Raw genomic sequence first — 21,787 nt, forward strand, 5'->3', positions numbered from 1 at the left:
ACACCGTTAATACCACCACCGACCACCAGTACTTTGGCGTGCGGACGGCGGCGCAGGTTGTGGACTGAAGGGCGTTCCACCCCATGCCGGGGCGCGGCAGCAGACGGTTGAACAGATGGATCCTTGGGTCCCAAAACGACTCCCTTGGGGCTTTGCGTGATGCGGCCGCCGCTGGATGGCGCCGCCGTTCTGCTCTATTCTTCGGAGAAATGGAAAATGGAGTCAAGCACTATGCACGAACGTGCAGAACGGAAGCCTCCCCGGGACCGGCCACGGTCAATGTGGCCTAATTCCTGGGCCCTGGAGGACGTACTGCGACGACCTCCAGGCTGAAACCCCAGCCCACCCAACAACACCAGGGCATGGATCCGAGGAAGCGGCGGGCGTTCTGGACCGGGGGCACTCTTCATCGCCCAGACGTCGAGGCGATGAATTCGTTTGGCTGTCTAGAGTTCAGCAACAACTTCATGAATCACAGCCACCCTTCACTGGGGAGGGCGGGCTGTGACAGGCCCGGCGCGATCCTAACTGGACAGGACTCCTCGGGTCGGCAAAACAAGGCCTGCTACGAGGAAATTGCATAATTGGGATACACCCAACCATCCATCCGTGCCATCCACCAACTTGAAGCCTTGGCTGCACCGTCACGCTCCGAACCCGAGCAATGTCAGCATCCCTGTGCCGAATATTTCGGACAGGAAGATAATTCCGAGAGACATTTTGATTCTTTCATTTTCTGATTTCAGCCGACCTCGAGTGATGAGCGGCCAGTGGCCAAGTGCGAGTTATGTCCGGGACGTTCTCCCCTCCCGGCCGGCGGCGTAATTCCGGGTCCGGGTTTCCCGGCAGTAAGACCGGGATTCTCGCGGTCCGCCCCGCGCCTCCCGGAAGGCAATTAACGTGAGCACCTCCCGCCGTGGGACACCGGGAAGTTGGGAGGTAATAATAATGGGATAGGGATTGGAGAAGTCGCTGTGCACGTCAGTGGGCGGCTACGTATGGCTTCGGCTCAGGGAGGCTGGCTTCCTCGCGGACCCGGCGAGAGAAGCGTTCGATTGACTTGAGTGCGGAGACAACGTCGGCAGACCGGACCTCGAAAGGCATCGCATGAATGGTCTCGCCTGCTACAGTCGCGGCATTGGCGACTAGTTCGAGCTCATGGGTGTCTTCTGCCGTTAGTCCAACTTCGGTCAGGGTAGTGGGAAGGCCGACCCTAGTGGTGAATTCGATGAAGTCACGGATATCGCCGGTCGGTGCACCTTCGAGTACGAGCTGCGTGAGCGAACCGATGTTGACTTTATGCCCGTGGGCGAGTCCGTGTGTTTGCGGTACTGCCGTTAGTCCGTTGTGGATGGCGTGGGCTGCGGCCAGACCACCGGACTCGAATCCCAGGCCCGAGAGCAGGGTGTTGGCTTCGATGACCTTCTCGACTGCTGGGGTGACGAGGTCATCGCGTACTGCATCGAGAGCTGGCAGGGCGTTGTCCCAGAGGACGTCCCAGCTAAGGTGGGCCAGGGCCGTGCCTGTGAGGGTGGGAAGACCCCCGGCCATTGTTAGCGAGTTGGATGCCGCTGTTGCCCGTGCCTCCAGCCATGTGGCCAAGGCGTCTCCCACTCCAGCTGCGAGGAAAGCTGCCGGAGCGTTCGCAATAATCTGCGAATCGACGAGGACGAGGTCCGGGTTGCGGGGAAAGAAACGGTATTCCTCGAATGCGCCATCATCTGTGTAGACCACAGCCAAGGCCGACGTCGGTGCATCCGTTGAGGCGACCGTGGGTACGGTGACCCACCGGATACCTGCGAGAAACCCAGATGCTTTGACCGCATCAATCGTACTTCCGCCGCCGACGGCGACCACGACGTCCGCGTTCTCGCTCTTGATCACGTCGACGAGGCGATTGATTTCTTTTGCTGATGGGATTCCGCGGAAGGCTTCCCTGGTGACGGGGAGCCCCGCCGTCTTCAGCGATGAGGTCACATCATGTCCCACGAAACCCCAGACGGCGTCATCGGCAACGATCAAAGGTGTGCTTCCGATGGGTGTGAGGAATTCGCCCAACCGGGCGATGGCTCCCGGCCCCTGGGCGTAGCGACCGGGGCTGATGACTGAACGGATGGGGCTGTTTGCAGGCAAGAGGAGCTCCTTGACGTCATTGTCGATGCGGCCGGATGGCCGTCACTGCCCCGAGAGTAACGCCCAAGTGGCGGCCCCGACGAGGGCGAACCGTCTCAAATTGAGACGCACACGATAACTTGCCTGCTGCTGCGTGAGCATCGCCTCTACGCAAAGAGGGACGACGAAGATACACCCAAGGTGGAGAGGTTTACGTCTGCCGGTTGTCGAGCCCATGTCGGCGGTCGAGATTTAGCTCGCCGACCTCCCCTGCCATTGGGCGGCCCCCGACTTTTGAGTGAAAATCACGCGAAGATTATGCGCATGGAGATCCCCGGCAGACCCCCGGACCGTATATTTAGTGTCAATCCCGTGGGCCTGGTGCCGGATGAGAACCAGGGGCGAGATGATTCCGAGCTGCGCCTTTCGATGCTAGATAATGGGCGCGCCGCGGCTCCGGACCATTGGGCGCCTGTGGCCCGACCCCGATGCTGATGCCGGGGAAGCCGTCCGGAACATCACATGGTCCGGGAACCCTTGTTTAGTGGGGAATGCGGAGATACCGGCTGTCGCACGGCATACACTGAACCCGTGCGGCGAGGATGAAAAGTGCTCCCTCGAATCCTTGCCAATTTATTGACGGAAAACGGAGAAGAGCAATGACCGGAACGAACACCTGGGAGCGCGCAGCAATTGAAAGCGCTGCATGAGTCGTCGGAGATCCTGCGGGCTGTCAACGTCTGGGATGCGATGAGCGCAGCAACGGTTGGGGCGCTACCGGAGACGAAAGCGATCGCCACCGTGGCCACTCCATCGCCGCCACCTACGGCTACGCCGACGGCAGCATGCCCATGGACATCGCGCTGGCCGCGATCAAAACTGGTGGACGCCGTCGATCTTCCCGTCACGGCCGACCTCGATGACGGGTACGACAACCCCGCCGAGACGATCCGCAGGGCCACCGTCCTGGGCGTCGTGGGCGCCAACGTTGAAGACCGTCTTCGTCCCTTCGACGAAGCTGTGGCCCGGGTGGAGGCCATCATGGCCGCCGCCAACGATGAAGGGGCATCGCGTTCCAGCTCAACGCCCGGCGGAGGCGATCGCGCGGGCTGGGGACCGTCCCATAAGGGACTGTATCGATGACGCCATCGCCCGGGGCCGGGCATTCCTCGACGCCGGTGCTGCGCTGGTCTTCGTCCCGGGAGCACTCACCCGCGACATCATTGAGCCGCTTGTTGAGGGACTCTCACGGAATGCTTTCAGTGATCGGCGCGCCCGGGGCTCTGCCGGCTGCAGACCTGCAGGAACTCGGGGTAGCCCGGGTCTCCTTTGGCCCCTTCACCAAGCGAGTCGCGCTGCGGGCACTCCGCGGTCTCGCCACCGACCTTTACGGGACCGGCGTCCTGCCCGTAGACACCCCGCCATTGAACTGACTTCCAACGCTGGGTCGAGGGAAGACCCGGGCAAGGGGTACGCGCGGTCCGGAGACCCTGGACATGAGGCGTTGGGGAAGGCTTTGCCGTCGCCGGAGGTTTTGATGTCCCTGTACACCATCGAAAGGAACGTACCCAGGAAGTAAGACCTGATTCATCACTGGCGCATCCAATGACTTTGGCCGCGAGTGGACCGAAGCTGGCCTGGAGCGCGGGGACAAAGTAGCAGGCACCGCACGTAAGCTTGACACTCTTCGTGCCCTTGCCGAAAAGTATGCTGTTACCTTCCTGCCCATCGAGCTTGACGTCACGGACCGGGATCCTGATATCGCGGCCGCGCGGAAGGCGGCAGAGCACCCTGGGCGGCTCGACGTCGTGGTCAATAACGCCGGCTACGGACATTTCGGCCTGATCGGGGAACTCACCGAAGCTGAGGTCCGGGCACAGCTGGAGACGAACCCTGTTCGGGTGCTGTGGGTCACGGAGGCGGCCGTTCCCGTCATGCCTAAACAGGGTTCGGGCCACATCATTCAGGTATCGAGCATCGGTGGAATCAGCGCCTTCCCAACCGTGGGCGCGTACCACGCGTCGAAGTGGGCGCTGGAGGGCTTCTCCCAGTCACTCACACAGGAGGGCGAGGGATTCAATATCCACGTGACGCTGGTAGGACCCGGCGGCTTCTCGACCGACTGGTCCGGCCCGTCCGCCACCCACAGCGGGCGGATGGACATATGCGACGAGGTCCGCAAAGCCGCGGCAGGCCGCCCCTCCTCGAACAACCCCGGCGACCCACGGCCACCCGAGGAGCTATCCTCCGAAATGTCGTCGACGCGGAGAACCCGCCCCTGCGCGTCTTCTTCGGCAAAACACCCCTGGACATCGCAACCAAGGACTACGAATCACGCCTGGCAACCTGGACCGAATGGCAACCGGTCTCAATCGAAGCCCACGGCAACCAACTCCCTAAATCACCCCCCTACAAATCGATAAACGGCCGCTGTGAACTACACGCGCACCGGTAAACCCGACATCCCGCGGGAGGACCAGGACGCCAACGATGCGCTGGTTTCTGACGCCTTGAACTCGCTGGCCGCCGTCGAAGCGGAGGCCCCCGACGGCAAGCTGCTGATGCGTAGCTGCTGCTGGCCCCTGGTCGCCGGTCAGAACGTGGAATAGCCCAGAGAGGACTAACCGGTCCCGAATTCGTCGACGTCAAGTCCTGTCGCCCATCCCATGCGGCAAAAAGCGGCCGCGGGCGATAGCGCCGCAGCTTCGTGCGGAAGTTTCGTTACTGATGATGAATAGGCCATTGGTCAATTTTGGATACAGATTAATTGCTGCGTTTTTCCTTGGTACCGTGGGGCCTTACCGGTAGTCCGGGTCCATCCGGTACATCCTCCAGAACTGAGAGCCTGTTACGGTGTTCGTGCCAGATGCCGGTCCTGGTCAGCGGTCGAGGCCCTGGTAATCTGCAAGCCGGTCGGCGAGGACGGGGAATTCACTGCGTGTGGTCTGGACAAGGCCGGGGTCGATGCTGGCGCGGAGCACCTCTTCGCCCCGTCCTGCTTCCGCCACAAGGTGACCTGCAGGGTCCACAATGCGGCTGGTCCCGGCCAGTTCAATGCCTTCCTGAATGCCTGCGGCGTTGCAGGCAAGGATGAAGACTTGGTGCTCCACGGCCCGGGCAGACGTCAGGAGCTTCCAGTGTTCCCGGCGTGCGGCCGGCCACGCGGCGGGGACGATGACTATTTCGGCCCCGCGGACGCTCAGCTCGGACCATAGGCCCGGAAAGCGCAGGTCGTAACAGGTAGTTCCCGCCACTGATCCGAATGGCGTGTGCACGACAGGCAGCGACGTTCCCGGTGAGAGCAGCTCGGTTTCGAGGGACTGGTAGCCGAAGACGTGGATCTTGGAATATCTGTGGGCGACATCGCCCTGCGGGTCGATTAGCATCGAGGTGTTCCGCAGGGCCGGTGCACTGCCGTGGGCGACTCCCTGGACCCGTTCGATCATGCTTCCAATGTGTACGTAGGTCCGGAGTTCCTTTGCCACTGCTGTGCACATGCGAACCGTCAACCCCTGCCCTGTTTCTGAGAGTTCCCGATACTGTTTGAAATGGAAGTAGCCTGCACTCCATATCTCTGGGAGGACGAGAAGGTCCGCTCCGCGCTGCTGGCGCAGAAGCGCCTCGGCACGATCGATGCGTTGGCTTTGGGTTTCGTTGTCGGGGCTGGATAATTGGACCAGTGCGATTTCCATTGGTTCTTCCTTGTATATCCGGGAACCTCAGCCTGGACGCAACTTGACGTTCGGCCACTGCGCGTTGAAATTATGCAACAGCACGGTTCGCTTTTGGTGTATCTCATGTCTTACTTTGGGGCAGCCATTCCAAGCCGGGCCATGCGCCGGTAGATCGTGGCCCGGCTGATGCCCAGTTCGGCGGCGGCAGCGGCAACGGTGGTTCCGGGCCGGGACAGGCACCTGGCGATCTCGTCCCGCTCGACGGCCTCGATCCGCGTCAGCCGGGGGCCGGAGCGGCCGAGCAGCGCAGCCGGCAGGTGCCGCACATCGATGGTCTCCGTGCGCTGCGCCGCGTCCTGGACCATGCCAAAAAGTTCGTCAACGTTGCCGGGCCACCCGTACGCGGTCAGCGCGTGCTCTGCGGCGGGTGTGAAGTCGACCTCCCGCATCCGGGACTGCCGGGCGGCGTACCGGGCGAGGGGCATCACGTCGTCACCGCGGTCCCGCAGTGCGGGCACCAGTACCACTGACTCCACCAGCGCCGCCAGCGGGGCCGGGATGGCGGTGAGGTCATCCGCGGTCACGGCCCAGGTTACGGCTGCGGGAAGGCCTTCGGATCCCCGGCCCCGCGAGCTGACAGCCCGGGCAGCGAGTTCCTGCGCAGCCCAGGCCGGGAGCAGATCAATGTTCTCCACGATAACAGCGGTGTGGGGCTTGGACAGCTCCGGCGTCCACAGGGACAGCCAGGCCTCCACGTCCTGGGGCGCGGGAACGGCAGCGCAGAGGATGCGGCTTCCCGGGTGCGCCTGGCGGATGGCCTGGCCCAGCAGGGTGGCGCGTCCCGTCCCCGGTTCTCCGACAGCGGCCGCCACCTTACCGGAGGTCAGGGCCATTGCTGCGGCGTCCAGGGCCGCGGTCCAGGGGCGGGACATGGCGCGAAGGGTGCCGGAGCCGGGCTCCAGGCGTGCCCGCTGTACCCGGAACACCCCGCCCTTGGGGCCGGATTTCGGGTGCCGGCCTCCGGACTTGGCCAGCATCAACGCGGCGGTGGTGCCCGCGGCGGACTGGGCCAGCGCCAGCAGCAGCTCCGGGGAGGACTTGGACCACGTGGTGATGTTCACGCTCCCCTCGAGCCGTCCGCTGAGGGGGTCAAGCACCGGCACCGCGGCGCAGGTGTAGGTGCGGAGGCTTGCGCTGTAGTGTTCCTCGGCGCGGACCAGGCTCGGGGTGCGGTCGGCCAGTGCCAGGCCCAGCCCGTTGGTTCCCGCCTCCCGTTCGGAGAACGCGAAGCCGGGGGCCAGGTGCACCTTGTCCAGCGCCTGCAGCAGGGAGGTGTCACCGCTGAAGCGGTTGAGCACCAGCCCGTCGGCGTCCGTGAGCATCAGGCTCAGCGGCTCGTTGGCCAAGGTCTGGTGGAGGCCGGTCAGCACCTCCTGCCCGCACTGGAAGAACAGGGAGTCGCCGTTCACGGACCCGGCCCAGACCGGGTCAACCTCCTCCGCTGAGACGCCGTATTCCTCACTCCGCTGCCACGACGCGAGAAGGCGTCGCGAGGCAACCGCGAGCTCAGCGCCCGGCCCGTTCCCGTTCGGCATCATTGCCCTCCTCCTTGTCCTGCCTCCTCCGAGACTACGTGCCGGCGTACGGAAGGGCGAGAGACCGGTGTCTCAAAATGAGACACCGGTCACATGTTGACGGGCGCGGAACCGCCCTAGCCTCGATGGTGTCGCGACTATGGCAGTCGCGGGGAGGAGAACATCATGTACAGCAAAGACGGCGAAAACTACTTCATCGTCGACGCCCACATCGCCCTGTGGGACGCCCGGCCGGAGAACCAGCGCAACATCCACGGCAAACAGTTCATCGACTGCTTCTACGACTACCACCGCAACCTCTCCCCCGAGACGGAGCTGTGGACCTACGACGAATACCTGTACCAGGGCGGTGAGCGCCTGATGAAGGACCTTTTCGAGGACGGCTACGTCGATCACGCGATTTTCCAGCCGGCGTACCTGGGCGAGTTCTACAAGAACGGCTTCGGGCAGACGAAGGAAGCCTACGAACTGGCCGCGGCAAACCCGGACAAGCTCACCTACAACCACTGCTTCGATCCGCGCGACGGCGAACGCGGCCTGGACCGGCTCCACGCGGACCACGAGACGATGAAGTTCACGGGGGTCAAGCTCTACACCGCCGAATGGCACGGGGAATCCCGCGGCTACAAACTCTCCGACCCCTGGGCCTACCGCTACTTCGAGGAGTGCCGGAAGCTCGGCATCAAGAACATCCACGTCCACAAGGGCCCCACCATCCGGCCCCTGGACCGGGACTCGTTCGACGTCTCGGACGTGGACCACGTCGCCTCGGACTTCACCGACCTGAACTTCATTGTGGAGCACGTGGGCCTGCCCCGGCTGGAGGATTTCTGCTGGATCGCCACCCAGGAACCCAACGTTTACGGCGGCCTGGCCGTGGCCATGCCGTTCATCCACACCCGGCCGCGGTACTTCGCCCAGATCATCGGCGAGCTGATCTATTGGATCGGCGAGGACCGCATCTTTTTCTCCAGCGACTACGCGCTGTGGACCCCGCGGTGGCTGGTGGAGCGTTTCGTGGACTTCCAGATCCCGGAGGACATGACCGAGTACGCTCCCATCACCACCGAGCAGAAGAAAAAGATCCTGGGGCTGAACGCCGCGAAGATGTACAACATTGACGTGCCGGCAGAGCTCCAGCTGCCGGACGCCGGCGAAACGGCCACGGGCCCCCGCCAGCCGGAACGGGCAGACCTGGCAGGCGCGGTATGACAACGGCGCTGACGGACCACCCCGTCCGGGATGCGGGTGCCGGGGACGCTCGTGTCCTGGATGTGGAGGTGCAGCACGTGGCGGTGCAGGAAGTGAAGCGGGCTCTGGGCACCGTGCTGGATCCCGAGCTGGATGAGCCGATCACCGATCTGGGCTTCGTGCGTTCCATCGACGTCACCGGGGCACCCGACGGTGCGGAGGTGACCGTGCACCTGCGTCTGCCCACCTCGTTCTGCTCCCCCAACTTCGCCTACCTCATGGCGTCGGACAGCAAGGACGCCATCGCAGCGCTGCCCGGGGTGGGACGGGTGGTGGTGGAACTCGATGACCACCACGACTCCGCCCTGATCAATGCCGGCCTGGCCGCGGACGCCGGCTACCGGGGCACCTTCGGCCACGAGGCCGAGGACAGCCTGGACGGGCTGCGGGCGCTGTTCCGCCGGAAGGCGCACACCGCCGCCATGGAACGCTGCCTGACCGAACAGCTGCGCGCCGATCCCGCCCTCACCGAAGCGAACGTGGGGACGGTGCGGCTGGGTGACCTGCCGGCAGGCCGCACCAAGGACGCTTTAGTACGACGGCGGGACGCGCTTGGGCTGCCCACGGAACCTGCCGCCGTCGTACTTGTGGACCATGACGGCCACCCCTACCCCGCCGAGCAGGTGCCGATGGCGCTGCGGCGGGCGCGGTCCACGCGCATTTCCATCGACGGCAACGCGCATTTCTGCCGCGGCCTGCTGCGCACCCGGTACGAGGGTTCGGGCGCGGACCAGGCGGACCGGCCCGAAGGGGCCGAGCCGGCCGACGATCACCACCTTCTTCCATTCACCGTCAAGGAGACCCACCCATGAACACCATGCGAGCCGTCCAGGTGGTCGGCTACCACGAAGGCCTGAAGATGACGGAGGCGCCCATCCCGGAAGTGGCCGGGCCATGGGACGTCATAGTCAAGATTGGCGGGGCCGGCGTGTGCCGCACGGACCTGCACATCCTGGAGGGCCAGTGGGCCGAGAAGTCCCAGGTGCACCTGCCGTACACGATTGGCCACGAGAACGCCGGCTGGGTGCATGCGGTGGGCAGCGCGGTAACCAACGTGAAAGAGGGCGACAAGGTGATCCTGCATCCGCTGATCACCTGCGGCCTGTGCCGTGCGTGCCGTTCCGGGGATGACGTGCACTGCGAGAACAGCAAGTTCCCGGGCATCAACACGCACGGCGGGTACGCCGAATACCTCCTGACCTCTGCCCGATCGGTGGTGAAGATCGACGACTCGCTGGAGCCCGCGGACGTGGCCGCCCTGGCGGACGCGGGGCTGACGGCGTACCACGCGGCGGCGAAGGCGGCGAAGCGGCTGACGCCGCGGGACAACTGCGTGGTGATCGGCGCCGGGGGCCTGGGGCATATCGGCATCCAGGTGCTGAAGGCGCTTACGCCCAGCCGGATCATCGTGGTGGACCGCAACCCGGCGGCGCTGGAGCTGGCCAAATCGATCGGCGCCGATGAAGGCGTGGTGGCGGACGGCTCACAGGTGGAGAAGGTGCGTGAGCTCACCGGCGGGAACGGCGCGGAGGTGCTGATCGACTTCGTGGGCGAGGGCGGCGCGACGTCCGAGGGCATTGCGATGCTGCGGGAGGCCGGCGACTACTTTGTGGTGGGCTACGGCGAGGACATCACGGTGCCCACCATCGACATCATCTCCTCGGAGATCAACATCATCGGCAACCTGGTGGGCTCCTACAACGACCTGCAGGACCTGATGGCGTTAGCCGCCCGCGGGGCGGTCACGCTGCACACCCAGAAGTACAAGCTGGACGATTTCCAGCAGGCCATCAGCGACCTGGACGCCGGCAAGGTCCGCGGCCGGGCCATCCTGGTCCCGTAATGACCGGACTTCAAGAACAAAGGGGCATGGCATGAAGCAGTACGTAGGCGTAGGAATGTCCGTCGGCGTGCTCGCCGGCATCTGGACCCAGGTGAGCATCGACCTCGGGCTGGTCACGTGGGTTGCCTTCATAGCATGGGCCTGCTTCTTCGCCGCCGGCGGCGGAGCAACCGGCTTTAGCAAAGGACTTGCCGCGAACCTCTCAGGCGTTGTGTACGGGTGGCTGGTAGGTACGGTGGCCGGAGCCGTCCCGCTCCCTGGGGTACTGGCAGTAGCCATTGCCGTCGCCGCCCTGGGAATGTGCCTTCAGGCCGGCTGGGCGCCGCTGTCCTTCATTCCGGGAGCTTTTGCCGGCACCGCCGCTTACTTTGGCACTGCCTTGAACTTCTGGGGGACCTTGGCCGCCCTCATCATCGGCGCAGCACTCGGATGGCTCTCCGCGGTACTGGGCAGCCGGATCCAGTCCGTCGTGTCAAGGCGTGCCGTGACCAAAGCGGCCGGCGAGGAGACCCGGCCTGCGGCCGCCTGAGCTGACAACTCCACCCATTCACCCTTTTCACTTCCCCCAAAGGAGACCCATGATTTTCATCACCGCCAAATTCCCGGTCAAGCCGGAGCACGCCGATGCGTGGCCGGAAATCTCCCGGGAATTCACCGATAAAACCAACGCCGAGGAAGGCTGCCTCTTCTTCGAATGGGCCCGCTCCCTGGCCGACCCCAACACCTACGTCCTCATCGAGGCATTCCGCGATGACGAAGCCGGCGGCGAACACGTAAAAACAGAGCACTTCAAGAAGGCCACCGCTGAACTGCCTGCCTACCTGGCCCGGACCCCCGACATCGTCAACGTCAAAGTGGACGGCTGGTCCGAACTCGGGGAACTGGCCGTCAAGTAAGCCCCACGCCAGTCAGCTGTCCTGAACCGAAGGGACAGCCCAGTGGTCCGGATTGCAGCAAAGCCGCCATCCGGACCACTGGTGTCCGCAGGACTTTCGTGGGATGCACGCAGCCCTCACCACGTCTGCAGAGGTACTGCCTCCTGAGCATTCATGCTCACCAGCATCGTCCGGTTGCGTGCCCCGGTCTTGCGGAGGATAGAGCCGACGTGCTTTTCAACCGTTTTGACGGATATCTGCAGCTCCCGCGCAATCTGTTTGTCCGCCATCCCCCGGATCACCATGTCATGGACCTCCCGCTCCCGGGTGGTGAACAGGCCACTTCCGGTACCGCGGCTGCTATCACCCATGAGGTGGTCAAACATCTCGCCTTCCATCAAGGCCTCGCCCTGGGCCGCCGCCACAATCGTGCGGCCAATGGTGTCGCCGTCCGCCCGCCGATTGATGAACCCACGGACGCCTGACTGCTTGGCCGAGCGCACCTGGTCCACTGTCGGGTTGTCCGTCAGGACCACCGCCGCAACGCCGGGATCGATTGTTCGGAGATGGGAGAAGATCCCGGAGGTGTCCCGGTGGAGCAGGTCCAGGTCCAGCAGGACCACGGCCGGGCGCAGCAACGCGCAGGCATCAATAAGCTGGGACGCTGTGGAGACCTCTGCAACGACCTGGATCCCGGGTTCCGCCCGGGCCAAAAGTTTCACCAGCCCGGCGCTGACCAGCAGGTAGGGGGTGGCGATCACCACCTTCCACCGCGGCTGCAGGTAAGCGTCCTGCTCCGGAACCTGCACCGGGAGCGTGGCCCTGACGCGGGTCCCCCAGCCGCGGGTCGTATCGATCTGCAGATCGCCGCCCAAGTGGATGGCCCGGGAACTCATACCGTGCAGCCCCAGGCAACCAGGGTGAACGGCGGAGTGGTCACCGTGCGCGGCGGCCAGATCAAATCCACGGCCGTTGTCCTCCACAACCACCGAAACACTGTCCCGTTCAAAGATAACCCCGGCGCGCACCGAGGTGGCGTGTGCGTGGCTGACCACGTTGTTGAGTGCTTCCTGGACGATCCTGAAGGCCTGGTGCATAACTTCCGGGGCAGGTGTCCACGGTTCTCCGAGCACTTTCAGCTGCGTTGCGGCGCCGGTCATCGAATCCACCCACGTCAGTTCCCCGGCGATGGCTTCCTGAAGGGTGCGGCCGGCCAGCGCAGCCGGACCAATACCCAAAACCGTGCGCCGCGTCTCGGCCAGCGCGTCGTGCGCTATGGTCCGGGCCTTGCGTATGTGCCGGGCTGCTTCGGCCTCCCCCGCCGGGTTCGCCTTTTCCGCCTGGTCAAGGGACAGGAGCAGTGTGGCAAGGGAGCGGCCCACTGTTTCGTGCACGTCACGTACGGCGCGTTCCCGCTCTGCGGCAACGGCGGCTTCACGCTCTCGGTCTGCTGCTTTCGAATGCAGGTCAGCGTTGGCCAGGGCAATGGCGGCCTGGCTCGCGAAGAGCTCGGCCAGGCGTGCTTCGTCCTGGGTGAAGGGCCGTCCCGGCAGGGCACTGAAGACCATGAAGGCGCCCACGATCTGTTCGCCCCACTGGATGGGCACTCCGATGACGGCGCAGTTCCAGCGGGGATCGGTGGGCGCGATGTGACCGCGCTCAACGGTGCGGTAGGCCTCCAGGATGACCGTGGAACGGCTGGAGACAACCTGGCCCGTGAATCCCTCGGACAAGGGAAAGGTTTGGCCTTCCTGGCAGCCGACACCGATGTCCACCTTCTTGGTGTAGGTACCGGCAGGCTCGTCAACCAGTGCAATCGACCCTGACTCGCAGTGGAGCAGCGACGCAGCGTTGGTCAGGATGCGGGCCAGCAGGGGCTGCAACTCAAAGCGGCCGGCCAGGTCGCGCGCGAGGTCCGTCACGGACTCAATCTTGTTAAGGACGCCGTACGGATCAGCCAGGCTCCGGACCAAGGCCTCGAACTCAGGCTCTGATGCAGTCATTTTCGTCCTCCTCGACGAAAGGCAGCCCGCAAGGTAGCGGGCGTCCTACCACGATAGCCTGCCGTCCCCCGGGCGCGCGTGCTGGTTTCCCAGTACAGGGGCAGGCGGGAAACTCCTCATACCCCAACACCCGTTTTGCTGGTTTCTTGGAATGAACACCACACCCGGTGTCATCGGAACGGCGGAGGGAAGCTCACATGGCGCGCATCGGACTCCTGACCAGCGGAGGCGACTGCCCCGGGCTCAACGCCGTAATCCGCGCCTGCGTGCTGCGCGGCATCCGAATCCACGGCGACCAGTTCGTCGGCTTCGCTGACGGCTGGAGGGGCCTCATTGAGGGCAGCACGCTGGAACTGGACTGGAAGAGCGTCCGCGGCATCGGCGGCCTCGGCGGGACGATCCTGGGCACCTCACGGACCAATCCGCTAGGCGACCGCGGAGGAGTGGAGCGCATCGCATCGAACTTGCGCGTGCTGGGAGTGGACGCCCTCATCGTCATCGGCGGCGAGGGAACGTTGGCCGTTGCCAACATTCTGAGCAACAGCGCCATCCCGATTGTCGGGGTTCCCAAAACCATCGACAACGACCTCTTCGCCACTGATTTTTCCTTCGGGTTCCACACCGCTGTGGAAATCGCCACCGAGGCCATCGACCGGCTAAAGACAACCGGCGAGTCCCATCACCGGTGCATGATCGCGGAGGTAATGGGACGCCATGCGGGATGGATTGCCTTGTACGCCGGCATGGCCACCAGCGCCCATGCCATCCTCATTCCGGAGCAAAAGGCCAGCATCGAGGATATCTGCGAGTGGGTGGAAGGCCCAGTGCGCCGGGGACGCCCGCCCTTGGTGGTAGTGGCCGAAGGATTCCTCGCCAAGGGCATGTCCGAGCCGCACTCGGAGCGCGGCTTGGATGCTTTCGACCGGCCGCGGCTCGGTGGTATCGGCGAACATCTGGCCCCGATCATTGAGGAGCGGACCGGGATTGAGACCCGCAGCACCACGCTGGGCCACATCCAGCGCGGGGGTGCCCCGTGCGCCACCGACCGCGTGCTGTGTACCCGCCTTGGGCTGGCAGCAGTTGACGCAGTGCACGACGGCGCCTGGGGTCAGATGGTCGCCACCCGTGGTGACGAAATCGTCCGGGTGAGCCTGGCGGACTCGGTGGGACGCCTGAAGACGGTGCCGCAGTCGCGCTACGACGAAGCGACGTATCTGTTTGGCTGAACCTTAGAGGGAAAGGAAGGACGCCGGTGGCCATCCCGCGGCGTCCTTCCTTGCAGTGCTGCTGCCGCGCCTGGTTCTAGCGTTCCCTGGGGTACTGACACCTTTGATGTTTGTCTTGAGTTTTAGGCAGACTTTTAGATTCGGGCATCGTCGATGCAGGTGTTGACGGTCAAGGACCGCAAAGTGGCGTTACACCACTATGCGGGGCCCAACTTTATTGACGTGGCAGTCAATGGTGGCCCACGTCAAAGTTCCGAACCCTAAGGAACCACTAGTACGCGGCGACCCCTGCTTCGGCCACTTCCTGGTCTTGTTCGATGGTGCCGGTAGAGACGCCAACGGCGCCCATGATCTTGCCGTCGCGGACCAGCGGGATGCCGCCGGGAAAGACCACCAGGCGTCCGCCGTGGGCGTCGTTGAGTCCATAGATAGGGCCGTCGGGACGGGTGTTCTCCTGCAGCTCGCCCGTTTCACATTGGAATGCGATGGCGGTGTACGCCTTGTTGATGGAGATGGGGATGCTGCCGATGTTCGCGCCGTCCATGCGGAGGTGCGCTTTGAGATTGCCGCCGGCGTCAACGACGGCGATGTCCATGGGCTGGCCGATCTCTGCTGCTTTCGCCGCGGCCGCATCAAGGACGCGCCGTGCTTCATCGGCACTGACGGTTTCGAGCACTTTTCCGGTTGCCATACTGGATCCTGTTCATTCGAAGTTGCCTGTGCGCATCACCTAACCACGGATCACCCGCTCGAGACAGGTGGTGAATACCCCCACGGGGCTGTGCGGGTTATCCCCAATTTCGACTGGCAGGCCGCTGCCCTAGCGTGGGAGCGAGCCTATCTAGGAGGTAGCTGTTATGGGCGTTGCGCCCCTGAATGAGATTCTCGGCCCTGCATTTCAAGCACGCTATGGGGTACCGGCCATCAACATCTTCAATGACCTGACCATCGAAGCGGTCCTCGCCGGCGCTGTCGAAGCAAACTCTCCGGTCATCCTGCAGACCTCAGTGAAGACGGTCCGCAGCATCGGCACCAGAGTGCTGTTCGATATGTGGAGCTCCTTGACCCGCGGAATCGAAGTTCCGGTGACCCTGCACCTGGACCACTGCCCGGACCGTGGCGTGATAACCGAATGCCTGAAAGCCGGCTGGAACTCAGTACTGTTTGATGCGTCCAGCCTTCCCGTTGAAGAAAACCAGCGACAGACGATCGAAGTGGTCGCCGAGGCCCGCAGCTACGGCGCGCAGGTCGAGGGCGAGATCGAGGCGATCACCGGCGTTGAGGATGACCACGGTTCAGACGAAGTGTCCCAACAGCAAAGCCTGGAGACCGTGCTCGGCTACCTCGACGCCACCGGAATCGACGTCTTCGCCCCGTCCATCGGCAACGCCCACGGCACATATAAGACCGCGCCAGTGCTGGACATGGGCCGCGTGACCGAAATTGTCGAGGCCCGGAATATTCCCATCGCCCTGCACGGCGGCAGCGGGCTCAGCCAGGAGCAGTTCGCGGACCTCATCTCCCGCGGATGCGCCAAGGTGAACATCTCCACCGCATTGAAGGAAACGTACATGCAGTCCAGCCTGGCGTTCCTCAAACAGGCCGAGCGAGACAACAAGTGGGATCCTCCGTCGCTGTTCAAGCACGCCCGCACCGACGTCATCACCATGGTGAAAGAACTCGCTGAGCAGTTCGGCAGCGCCGGAAAAGGCGGACACTGAATGCCGGCCCTGATTTTTGATTGCGACGGCGTCTTGGCCGATACCGAGCAGTACGGGCATTTGCCCGCGTTCAACCGGACCTTCCAGGACTTCGGCGTCCCGGTCCAGTGGAGCGTTGAGGATTACGCGCAGAAGGTCAAGATCGGTGGCGGGAAAGAGCGGATGCGCAGCATCCTCACTCCGGATCTTGCCGCGTCACTCGGTCTGGCCGACGATGCCGCGGTGGACAAAGCCATCCTGGCCTGGCACAAACACAAAACCGCTATCTACAAGGAGATGGTGGAAAGTGGTGTCATGCCTGCCCGGAACGGTATAGCCCGCATCGTTTCCGAGGCCCGCGCCGCGGGGTGGCGGCTGGCGGTCGCCTCGACGTCGGCGGAACCGGCCGTGCTGGCCGTGCTGACCCACGCCGTTGGGGAGGACGCGGCGTCGGACTTTTCGGTTTTTGCCGGCGACGTTGTCCCACGCAAAAAGCCCGCACCGGACATCTATCTGCTGGCACTGCGGGAAATGGGCCTGGACCCTGACGACGCGGTCGTGGTCGAGGACAGCGCCAACGGGATGCGCGCCGCACTAGCTGCGGGCCTGCGCACTCTGGTCACCGTCAGCGGGTACACCCGGGAGGAGGAATTCGCTGGCGCGTCCCTGGTGGTCTCCTCACTGGGCGACCAGGACCAGGGCGAGCCGGTCGAAGTCCTGCTGAACCCCCACCACCTAAAGGTTCCCGGTACGGTGACACTCGAAACGCTCCAGCAAATCCTGAAGCTTCCAGCTCCAACAGCTGCACCTTCCACCCGGACGGAGACACCATGACCGCCACCAACCTCGCGGACGTCGAATATGTTGTCCGCATCATCGCCCAGACCGCCGTCGACAAGGAGAAGGAATTCGGAGACTTTGACGCCGTCGTAGGCGACGGCGACCTCGGTTACTCCCTGGCACGCGGCTTCGAAAAGGTGCTCGCCGACTGGGATTCCTACAAGCGCGACGACGTCTCTGCTTTCCTCCAACAGATCGCCGTGACCATCACCAGCCGCATCGGCGGTTCCTCAGGTCCCCTCTGGGGAACCGCGTTCCTCCGGGCCTCAGTCACAGCGAAACAATTCGATGAAATTACGGGCACCGCCGCGGTGGCGATGCTGCGCGCGGCAACCGACGGTATCAAAGCCCGCGGCAACTCTGATCTCGGGGACAAAACCCTTCTCGACGCACTGGTCCCTGCCACTGACGAACTGGAACGCATGATCACCTCCGGGGCCAATGCCGCGGACTCCCGCGAGGCCTTCGCCAAAACCACTCGCGAACGTGCCGAGGCAACCAGCGAACTGGAAGCCAAGCGCGGACGCGCCAGCTACAGCGGAGAGCGCAGCATCGGCTCCCCGGATGCCGGGGCCCTGGCCGTGGCAATCATCATCGAACGCATCGTGGCCGGGTGGCCGGAGCGGTAGCACCCTGCTTCTTTACTGTCCGTCAAAGTCACTGTCCATCGAAACCATCACAACGACGTGGAGCAAGCATGAAAAAGTTTGTCAACAACCCCCAGCAGTTCGTACCCGAGATGCTTGAAGGGCTGGCCCTCGCCAACCCGGACACCCTGAAGTACGTCCCCGAATTCAACCTGATCATGCGCGCGGACGGGCCCGACCCGAACAAAGTATCGATTGTCCAAGGGTCGGGTTCGGGCCATGAACCGGCGCACGTGATGATCGTGGGTAAGGGCATGCTCGATGCCGCCTGCCCGGGTGACGTCTTCGCGGCACCACCGTTCGACTACGTCCACGAGACCACCAGACTGATGGCTTCGCCCAAAGGAGTGCTCCTGCTGGTCAACAACTACACCGGCGACAAGATGGTCTTCGAGATGGCGCAGGAGATGTCCGCCGCCGAAGGGGTCAACGTCAAGACGCTGTTCATCAATGATGATGTCTCCGTTGAGGACTCCACATATACCATCGGCCGCCGTGGTGTGGCCGGGAACTTCTTCGTGATCAAGGCGGTGGCGGCCGCCGCAGAGCGCGGGGCCGACCTGGACGAAGTGATCCGGGTGGGTGAGAAAGTCAACTCCGTGACGCGCACCATGGGCGTGGCCCTGACCGCGTGCACCCCGCCGGCCAAGGGCAGCCCGCTGTTCGAGCTGGGCGAGGACGAGATCGAACTCGGCGTTGGCATCCACGGCGAGCCTGGCCGCCGCAGGGCCAAAATCATGCCCGCCAACGACATCGTCGAGGAACTGCTCACCCCGATCGTGAAAGACCTCCCCTTCTCCGACGGCGACCGTGTCGCACTGATGATCAACGGACTGGGCGGCACCCCCATCAGCGAGCTGTACCTGCTGTACGGCCAGGCACACAAACGCCTTGCCGAGCAGGGCATCACGGTGGGCCGCAGCTATGTGGGCGAGTACTGCACCTCCCTGGACATGGCCGGCGCGTCCATCACACTGGTCAAGCTCGACGACGAGATCGAGTCCCTGCTGAAGGACCCGGCGGAGATCCCGATCCGCGTCTTCTGATTCCTGCTTCCGAACGCACGCCGTGGTCATCCCACGGCGTGCGTTCGTCTCTCCGTACCTTATTCAAGATCGCGTGTGGACTCCTCTAACCGGTGAGCGCCAACGGCGAAGCGCGCCACAGCCGCAGAGCCCTCTACGGTATGGTCGCCGACCGAACCCTCCACGAAGAAAGAACGAGGGCCACGGACCCTCGACCTGCGGTCGGTGTTGCCACCGGGGACCTGCTGAGACGTCGGCAGTGCCGAAAAACGGCAGACCGATTAAACAGCGCCTCACAGAAGGCCAAACAATCGGTCCTGTTCCATGGCACACAGTCAACGACCGGAGGCCCGGCCCTGCTTTGCAAGGCGCTCCACAAGCCTATCAACGGCGCCGAATGTACAGATTGCCGTACCTGCCTGGGTCCCCTCACAGTTCGCCACCACTGCCCATGCTGAAAGCGGTGGAAGCGACAATGTACTCAAGCGCCTCTTCCGGGCCTGCGTCGGTGGCGTGCAGCACGCCGCCGGATTCCATGTCAACCGAGCTGGAGTGCTGCCCCAGATCTTTCGCCATGGTGCCAGCCAAGGACAACAGTGCATTCCAGCCCGGGGGCGTAGAGCACGGGCTATCGGATTCGTGAGCAAACTCGCCCCAACGTTGACAATACGACCGAAGCGCCACCTCACGTCCCCCTCCAAAATCCAGTTGCTTGGAGCCCAAACCCGCGACACTGCCGTCGGACTTGCCTCAGACTCCATCCATGAAATCCGTGGAACCAATGCGGGGATCGCCGTTAAACGTCCGTCGGCGCCTTATTGACCACGGTCGTCACATAGGAACCAAATGCGGCCGAACCTGCTCCAGCCTCGTGGCCACTGCACCGGATCGGTACCGCCTGACTGAACGGTGGCAGTTACTCGGAGTCATTACCGGCAACCAGGGCAGCTTCTCCGCTACACGGTTACGGAAGTATCCAGCGCCAAAACCCATTCGTTCGTTCTGGAGCGGGCCGGCCCGCGGGTGGTGGTGGTTTTTATGGCACTTCCTGGCTGCCGCCGGCGGTCGGTTGAGGGTACCGCCGGCGGCAGCACAACGACCCCAGCATCCTCCTTCAGCCGCCGTGGTCCAACCCTTATCGTTGTGTCAGCTCAAGTAGCCGTTCGGGTTGAGGACGTACTTGGTGGCTGCGCCGGCGTCGAACTCCGCGTAGCCCTTGGCTGCATCCTCGAGCGGTATGGCCTTGGCATTGACGTTCTTGGCGATGCTGACCTTGTCATTCAGGATGGCCATCATCAGCTGCCGGTTGTACTTCATGACGGGGCACTGGCCCGTGGTGAAGCTCAACGACTTTGCCCATCCGGTGCCCAGGCTAAGGCTGAGCGAACCCTTCTTGGCTGCTTCGTCGATGCCGCCCGGGTCGCCGGTGACATACAGTCCGGGGATACCCAGGGCACCGCCGGCAGCTGTGATGTCCATCAGGCTGTTCAGCACGGTTGCGGGTGCTTCGTGCGCTCCCTTGCCGTGGCCGCGCGCTTCGAAGCCCACCGCGTCCACAGCGCAGTCCACTTCCGGCACGCCCAGGATCTGCTCGATCTGGTCCTTCGGCTCACCCTGGGTCAGGTCCACGGTTTCGCAGCCGAAGCTGCGCGCCTGGGCCAGCCTGCCTTCGTTCATGTCGCCAACAATGACGACGGCGGCACCCAGCAAATGCGCGCTGGTTGCCGCTGCGAGACCCACAGGACCGGCACCGGCAATGTACACGGTGGAACCAACGCCAACGCCTGCCGTGGTGGCGCCGTGGAATCCCGTGGGGAAGATGTCCGAGAGCATGGCCAGGTCCAGTATCTTCTCCATGGCCCGGTCCTTGTCCGGGAACTTCAGCAGGTTCCAGTCGGCATACGGCACCAGCACGTAGTTGGCCTGGCCGCCCACCCAGCCGCCCATGTCCACGTAGCCGTAGGCGCTGCCGGGCCGGTCCGGGTTCACATTCAGGCAAATGCCGGTCTTGCGTTCCTTGCAGTTCCGGCAGCGTCCACAGGCGATGTTGAACGGCACGGAGCAGAGATCGCCCACCTTGATGAACTCGACGTCGCGGCCAACTTCCACCACTTCGCCGGTGATCTCGTGGCCCAGGACCAGGTTCGGCGGGGCCGTGGTGCGGCCGCGGACCATGTGCTGGTCCGATCCGCAAATGTTGGTGGCGACTGTTTTGAGGATCACCCCGTGGTTCACCGGGCGTCCCACGTTCGCGGGATTGACCCCGGGCCCGTCCTTGAGCTCGAACGTTGGGTAATCAATGTCAATTACTTCAACCTTGCCGGCTTCCTTATAGGCAACGGCTTTGTTCCCTGTCATCAATTGCTCCTATAGTCAGGCGTCCGGTGGGACGGCCATGATCTGGGTAGGTGAGACATCCCTCGTGTTGGGGAACAGCCCTGGCCCTATGGTGCTTTCCTGATGTTTGGCATGGTCAGGTACCGGTTCCCGGGTGGGGACCCGCCCAGTCTAAGCACGGTTTCCCGGAAGTTCCATAGCCTGCATACCACTCATTCATCGGAGTTGTCAGGGATACCCCTCCACCTGTTGGAATTGGCCATGCATCACTGAAGTCAGGTCGCGCGTCCGAATTTCTCAGGAGTGCTGCAACGTCGCATCCGGCGTCGACTCATACAAGTCCACCGCCCGCCGACGATACCCGTCCGTGTAACTCTTCTTTGCCATCCCTTGAATTCTCGCTTCTCCAGCCCAGTGCTGGACTCAGCGTGTCCAAGAACAAGGGTCAAGGCCCGTTCAGTTGAAACCGGTGTATTTTTTGCCACCCACGGGGAGTGTCCAGGCATGGTCCGGATGGGTCAGCTCCGCGCACCTCCACGGGGCGCCGAGCCGTGCCCAGACAGCTGGGGGGTGCCTCTATGGTTTTCGTCAAGCCGCTGCGGGGTGGTTTCGTGGTTCCGGCTCCTGGTAGAGGGTTCCGTCTCGGAGCATGGCGAAGA

21 protein-coding genes are annotated in these 21,787 nt (G+C 63.7%); 14 read left to right on the forward strand and 7 right to left on the reverse strand.

All coding sequences use genetic code 11. The features are described from left to right. Nucleotides 1-981: 981 nt before the first annotated feature. Nucleotides 982-2,133, reverse strand: coding sequence for a glycerol dehydrogenase (locus tag J2X98_RS21455; protein ID WP_307312342.1), 1,152 nt, complete (start codon nt 2,131-2,133; stop codon nt 982-984). A 672-nt stretch (nt 2,134-2,805) separates the two neighbouring features. Here J2X98_RS21455 and J2X98_RS21460 point away from each other — a divergent pair. From J2X98_RS21460 to J2X98_RS21475, 4 genes are all read left to right on the forward strand, one after another. After that, complete coding sequence (locus J2X98_RS21460) at nt 2,806-3,255, forward strand: isocitrate lyase/phosphoenolpyruvate mutase family protein (RefSeq protein ID WP_307312345.1); 450 nt, start codon at nt 2,806-2,808, stop codon at nt 3,253-3,255. A 110-nt stretch (nt 3,256-3,365) separates the two neighbouring features. Then, nucleotides 3,366-3,545 (forward strand): hypothetical protein, encoded by a 180-nt coding sequence (locus tag J2X98_RS21465; protein ID WP_307312347.1) that lies wholly within the window; start codon nt 3,366-3,368, stop codon nt 3,543-3,545. A gap of 204 nt (nt 3,546-3,749) precedes the next feature. Next, the gene (locus tag J2X98_RS21470; RefSeq protein WP_307312392.1) at nt 3,750-4,535 is read left to right on the forward strand and encodes an SDR family NAD(P)-dependent oxidoreductase; all 786 of its coding nucleotides are present in this window, start codon (nt 3,750-3,752) and stop codon (nt 4,533-4,535) included. 9 nt (nt 4,536-4,544) lie between these two features. Next, nucleotides 4,545-4,721, forward strand: a complete 177-nt coding sequence (locus J2X98_RS21475; RefSeq protein ID WP_307312350.1) for a hypothetical protein — start codon at nt 4,545-4,547, stop codon at nt 4,719-4,721. 270 nt (nt 4,722-4,991) lie between these two features. On the opposite strand, the gene J2X98_RS21480 is transcribed toward J2X98_RS21475, so the two are convergent. Both J2X98_RS21480 and J2X98_RS21485 read right to left on the reverse strand, forming a co-directional pair. Further along, complete coding sequence (locus tag J2X98_RS21480; protein WP_307312352.1) at nt 4,992-5,804, reverse strand: nitrilase-related carbon-nitrogen hydrolase; 813 nt, start codon at nt 5,802-5,804, stop codon at nt 4,992-4,994. Between the two features lie 110 nt (nt 5,805-5,914). Beyond that, a complete protein-coding gene (locus J2X98_RS21485; protein WP_307312355.1) occupies nt 5,915-7,384 on the reverse strand; it encodes a helix-turn-helix domain-containing protein in 1,470 nt (489 codons plus the stop codon). A 162-nt stretch (nt 7,385-7,546) separates the two neighbouring features. Here J2X98_RS21485 and J2X98_RS21490 point away from each other — a divergent pair, with 162 nt between their 5' ends. The 5 genes from J2X98_RS21490 to J2X98_RS21510 are packed head-to-tail and all read left to right on the forward strand — an operon-like array spanning nt 7,547 to nt 11,371. Continuing rightward, a complete protein-coding gene (locus tag J2X98_RS21490) occupies nt 7,547-8,593 on the forward strand; it encodes an amidohydrolase family protein (protein WP_307312357.1) in 1,047 nt (348 codons plus the stop codon). Then, nucleotides 8,590-9,444 (forward strand): iron-sulfur cluster assembly protein, encoded by an 855-nt coding sequence (locus J2X98_RS21495; protein WP_307312359.1) that lies wholly within the window; start codon nt 8,590-8,592, stop codon nt 9,442-9,444. The genes J2X98_RS21490 and J2X98_RS21495 overlap by 4 nt, the downstream gene beginning before the upstream one ends. Continuing rightward, a complete protein-coding gene (locus J2X98_RS21500; protein WP_307312361.1) occupies nt 9,441-10,475 on the forward strand; it encodes an NAD(P)-dependent alcohol dehydrogenase in 1,035 nt (344 codons plus the stop codon). Before J2X98_RS21495 ends, J2X98_RS21500 begins: the two co-directional genes overlap by 4 nt. Before the next feature lie 31 nt (nt 10,476-10,506). After that, complete coding sequence (locus J2X98_RS21505; RefSeq protein WP_307312364.1) at nt 10,507-11,004, forward strand: DUF1097 domain-containing protein; 498 nt, start codon at nt 10,507-10,509, stop codon at nt 11,002-11,004. Nucleotides 11,005-11,053: 49 nt separating this feature from the next. Then, nucleotides 11,054-11,371 carry a putative quinol monooxygenase gene (locus J2X98_RS21510; protein ID WP_307312367.1) on the forward strand — a complete coding sequence of 106 codons (318 nt, stop codon included), beginning with the start codon at nt 11,054-11,056 and terminating at the stop codon, nt 11,369-11,371. 116 nt (nt 11,372-11,487) lie between these two features. Here J2X98_RS21510 and J2X98_RS21515 read toward each other — a convergent pair whose 3' ends face one another. Next, nucleotides 11,488-13,353 (reverse strand): hybrid sensor histidine kinase/response regulator, encoded by a 1,866-nt coding sequence (locus tag J2X98_RS21515; RefSeq protein ID WP_307312370.1) that lies wholly within the window; start codon nt 13,351-13,353, stop codon nt 11,488-11,490. Between the two features lie 197 nt (nt 13,354-13,550). On the opposite strand from J2X98_RS21515, the gene J2X98_RS21520 reads away from it, so the two are divergent. Next, nucleotides 13,551-14,579 carry an ATP-dependent 6-phosphofructokinase gene (locus tag J2X98_RS21520; protein ID WP_307312373.1) on the forward strand — a complete coding sequence of 343 codons (1,029 nt, stop codon included), beginning with the start codon at nt 13,551-13,553 and terminating at the stop codon, nt 14,577-14,579. Nucleotides 14,580-14,850: 271 nt separating this feature from the next. Here the strand turns inward: J2X98_RS21520 and J2X98_RS21525 are convergent, their stop codons facing one another. Beyond that, nucleotides 14,851-15,270, reverse strand: coding sequence for a GlcG/HbpS family heme-binding protein (locus J2X98_RS21525; RefSeq protein ID WP_307312375.1), 420 nt, complete (start codon nt 15,268-15,270; stop codon nt 14,851-14,853). Between the two features lie 166 nt (nt 15,271-15,436). On the opposite strand from J2X98_RS21525, the gene J2X98_RS21530 reads away from it, so the two are divergent. The 4 genes from J2X98_RS21530 (at nt 15,437) to dhaK (ending at nt 18,812) form a co-directional block, all read left to right on the forward strand. Beyond that, nucleotides 15,437-16,300, forward strand: a complete 864-nt coding sequence (locus tag J2X98_RS21530) for a class II fructose-bisphosphate aldolase (RefSeq protein ID WP_307312378.1) — start codon at nt 15,437-15,439, stop codon at nt 16,298-16,300. Then, nucleotides 16,301-17,113 carry an HAD-IA family hydrolase gene (locus tag J2X98_RS21535; protein ID WP_307312381.1) on the forward strand — a complete coding sequence of 271 codons (813 nt, stop codon included), beginning with the start codon at nt 16,301-16,303 and terminating at the stop codon, nt 17,111-17,113. Then, nucleotides 17,110-17,748, forward strand: coding sequence for a dihydroxyacetone kinase subunit DhaL (gene dhaL / locus J2X98_RS21540; RefSeq protein ID WP_307312383.1), 639 nt, complete (start codon nt 17,110-17,112; stop codon nt 17,746-17,748). Before J2X98_RS21535 ends, dhaL begins: the two co-directional genes overlap by 4 nt. Before the next feature lie 68 nt (nt 17,749-17,816). Beyond that, the gene (gene dhaK, locus J2X98_RS21545) at nt 17,817-18,812 is read left to right on the forward strand and encodes a dihydroxyacetone kinase subunit DhaK (protein ID WP_307312384.1); all 996 of its coding nucleotides are present in this window, start codon (nt 17,817-17,819) and stop codon (nt 18,810-18,812) included. A 408-nt stretch (nt 18,813-19,220) separates the two neighbouring features. Here dhaK and J2X98_RS21550 read toward each other — a convergent pair whose 3' ends face one another. Together J2X98_RS21550 and fdhA are read right to left on the reverse strand one after the other, a co-directional pair. Continuing rightward, nucleotides 19,221-19,367, reverse strand: coding sequence for a hypothetical protein (locus J2X98_RS21550; protein ID WP_307312387.1), 147 nt, complete (start codon nt 19,365-19,367; stop codon nt 19,221-19,223). A 570-nt stretch (nt 19,368-19,937) separates the two neighbouring features. Next, complete coding sequence (fdhA, locus tag J2X98_RS21555; protein ID WP_307312390.1) at nt 19,938-21,149, reverse strand: formaldehyde dehydrogenase, glutathione-independent; 1,212 nt, start codon at nt 21,147-21,149, stop codon at nt 19,938-19,940. Nucleotides 21,150-21,787 lie beyond the last annotated feature (638 nt).

Source organism: Pseudarthrobacter enclensis (assembly GCF_030811655.1).
In the GTDB taxonomy this organism is placed as follows: Bacteria; Actinomycetota; Actinomycetes; order Actinomycetales; family Micrococcaceae; genus Arthrobacter; species Arthrobacter enclensis_A.

Bases quoted from the DNA above. Each gene is read 5' to 3' on its own strand.
- J2X98_RS21465 (WP_307312347.1), top strand. From the start codon at position 3,366: ATGCTTTCAGTGATCGGCGCGCCCGGGGCTCTGCCGGCTGCAGACCTG.
- J2X98_RS21480 (WP_307312352.1), bottom strand. From the start codon at position 5,804: ATGGAAATCGCACTGGTCCAATTATCCAGCCCCGACAACGAAACCCAA.
- J2X98_RS21485 (WP_307312355.1), bottom strand. From the start codon at position 7,384: ATGATGCCGAACGGGAACGGGCCGGGCGCTGAGCTCGCGGTTGCCTCG.
- J2X98_RS21490 (WP_307312357.1), top strand. From the start codon at position 7,547: ATGTACAGCAAAGACGGCGAAAACTACTTCATCGTCGACGCCCACATC.
- J2X98_RS21495 (WP_307312359.1), top strand. From the start codon at position 8,590: ATGACAACGGCGCTGACGGACCACCCCGTCCGGGATGCGGGTGCCGGG.
- J2X98_RS21500 (WP_307312361.1), top strand. From the start codon at position 9,441: ATGAACACCATGCGAGCCGTCCAGGTGGTCGGCTACCACGAAGGCCTG.
- J2X98_RS21505 (WP_307312364.1), top strand. From the start codon at position 10,507: ATGAAGCAGTACGTAGGCGTAGGAATGTCCGTCGGCGTGCTCGCCGGC.
- J2X98_RS21510 (WP_307312367.1), top strand. From the start codon at position 11,054: ATGATTTTCATCACCGCCAAATTCCCGGTCAAGCCGGAGCACGCCGAT.
- J2X98_RS21515 (WP_307312370.1), bottom strand. From the start codon at position 13,353: ATGACTGCATCAGAGCCTGAGTTCGAGGCCTTGGTCCGGAGCCTGGCT.
- J2X98_RS21520 (WP_307312373.1), top strand. From the start codon at position 13,551: ATGGCGCGCATCGGACTCCTGACCAGCGGAGGCGACTGCCCCGGGCTC.
- J2X98_RS21525 (WP_307312375.1), bottom strand. From the start codon at position 15,270: ATGGCAACCGGAAAAGTGCTCGAAACCGTCAGTGCCGATGAAGCACGG.
- J2X98_RS21530 (WP_307312378.1), top strand. From the start codon at position 15,437: ATGGGCGTTGCGCCCCTGAATGAGATTCTCGGCCCTGCATTTCAAGCA.
- J2X98_RS21535 (WP_307312381.1), top strand. From the start codon at position 16,301: ATGCCGGCCCTGATTTTTGATTGCGACGGCGTCTTGGCCGATACCGAG.
- dhaL (WP_307312383.1), top strand. From the start codon at position 17,110: ATGACCGCCACCAACCTCGCGGACGTCGAATATGTTGTCCGCATCATC.
- dhaK (WP_307312384.1), top strand. From the start codon at position 17,817: ATGAAAAAGTTTGTCAACAACCCCCAGCAGTTCGTACCCGAGATGCTT.
- J2X98_RS21550 (WP_307312387.1), bottom strand. From the start codon at position 19,367: ATGGCGAAAGATCTGGGGCAGCACTCCAGCTCGGTTGACATGGAATCC.
- fdhA (WP_307312390.1), bottom strand. From the start codon at position 21,149: ATGACAGGGAACAAAGCCGTTGCCTATAAGGAAGCCGGCAAGGTTGAA.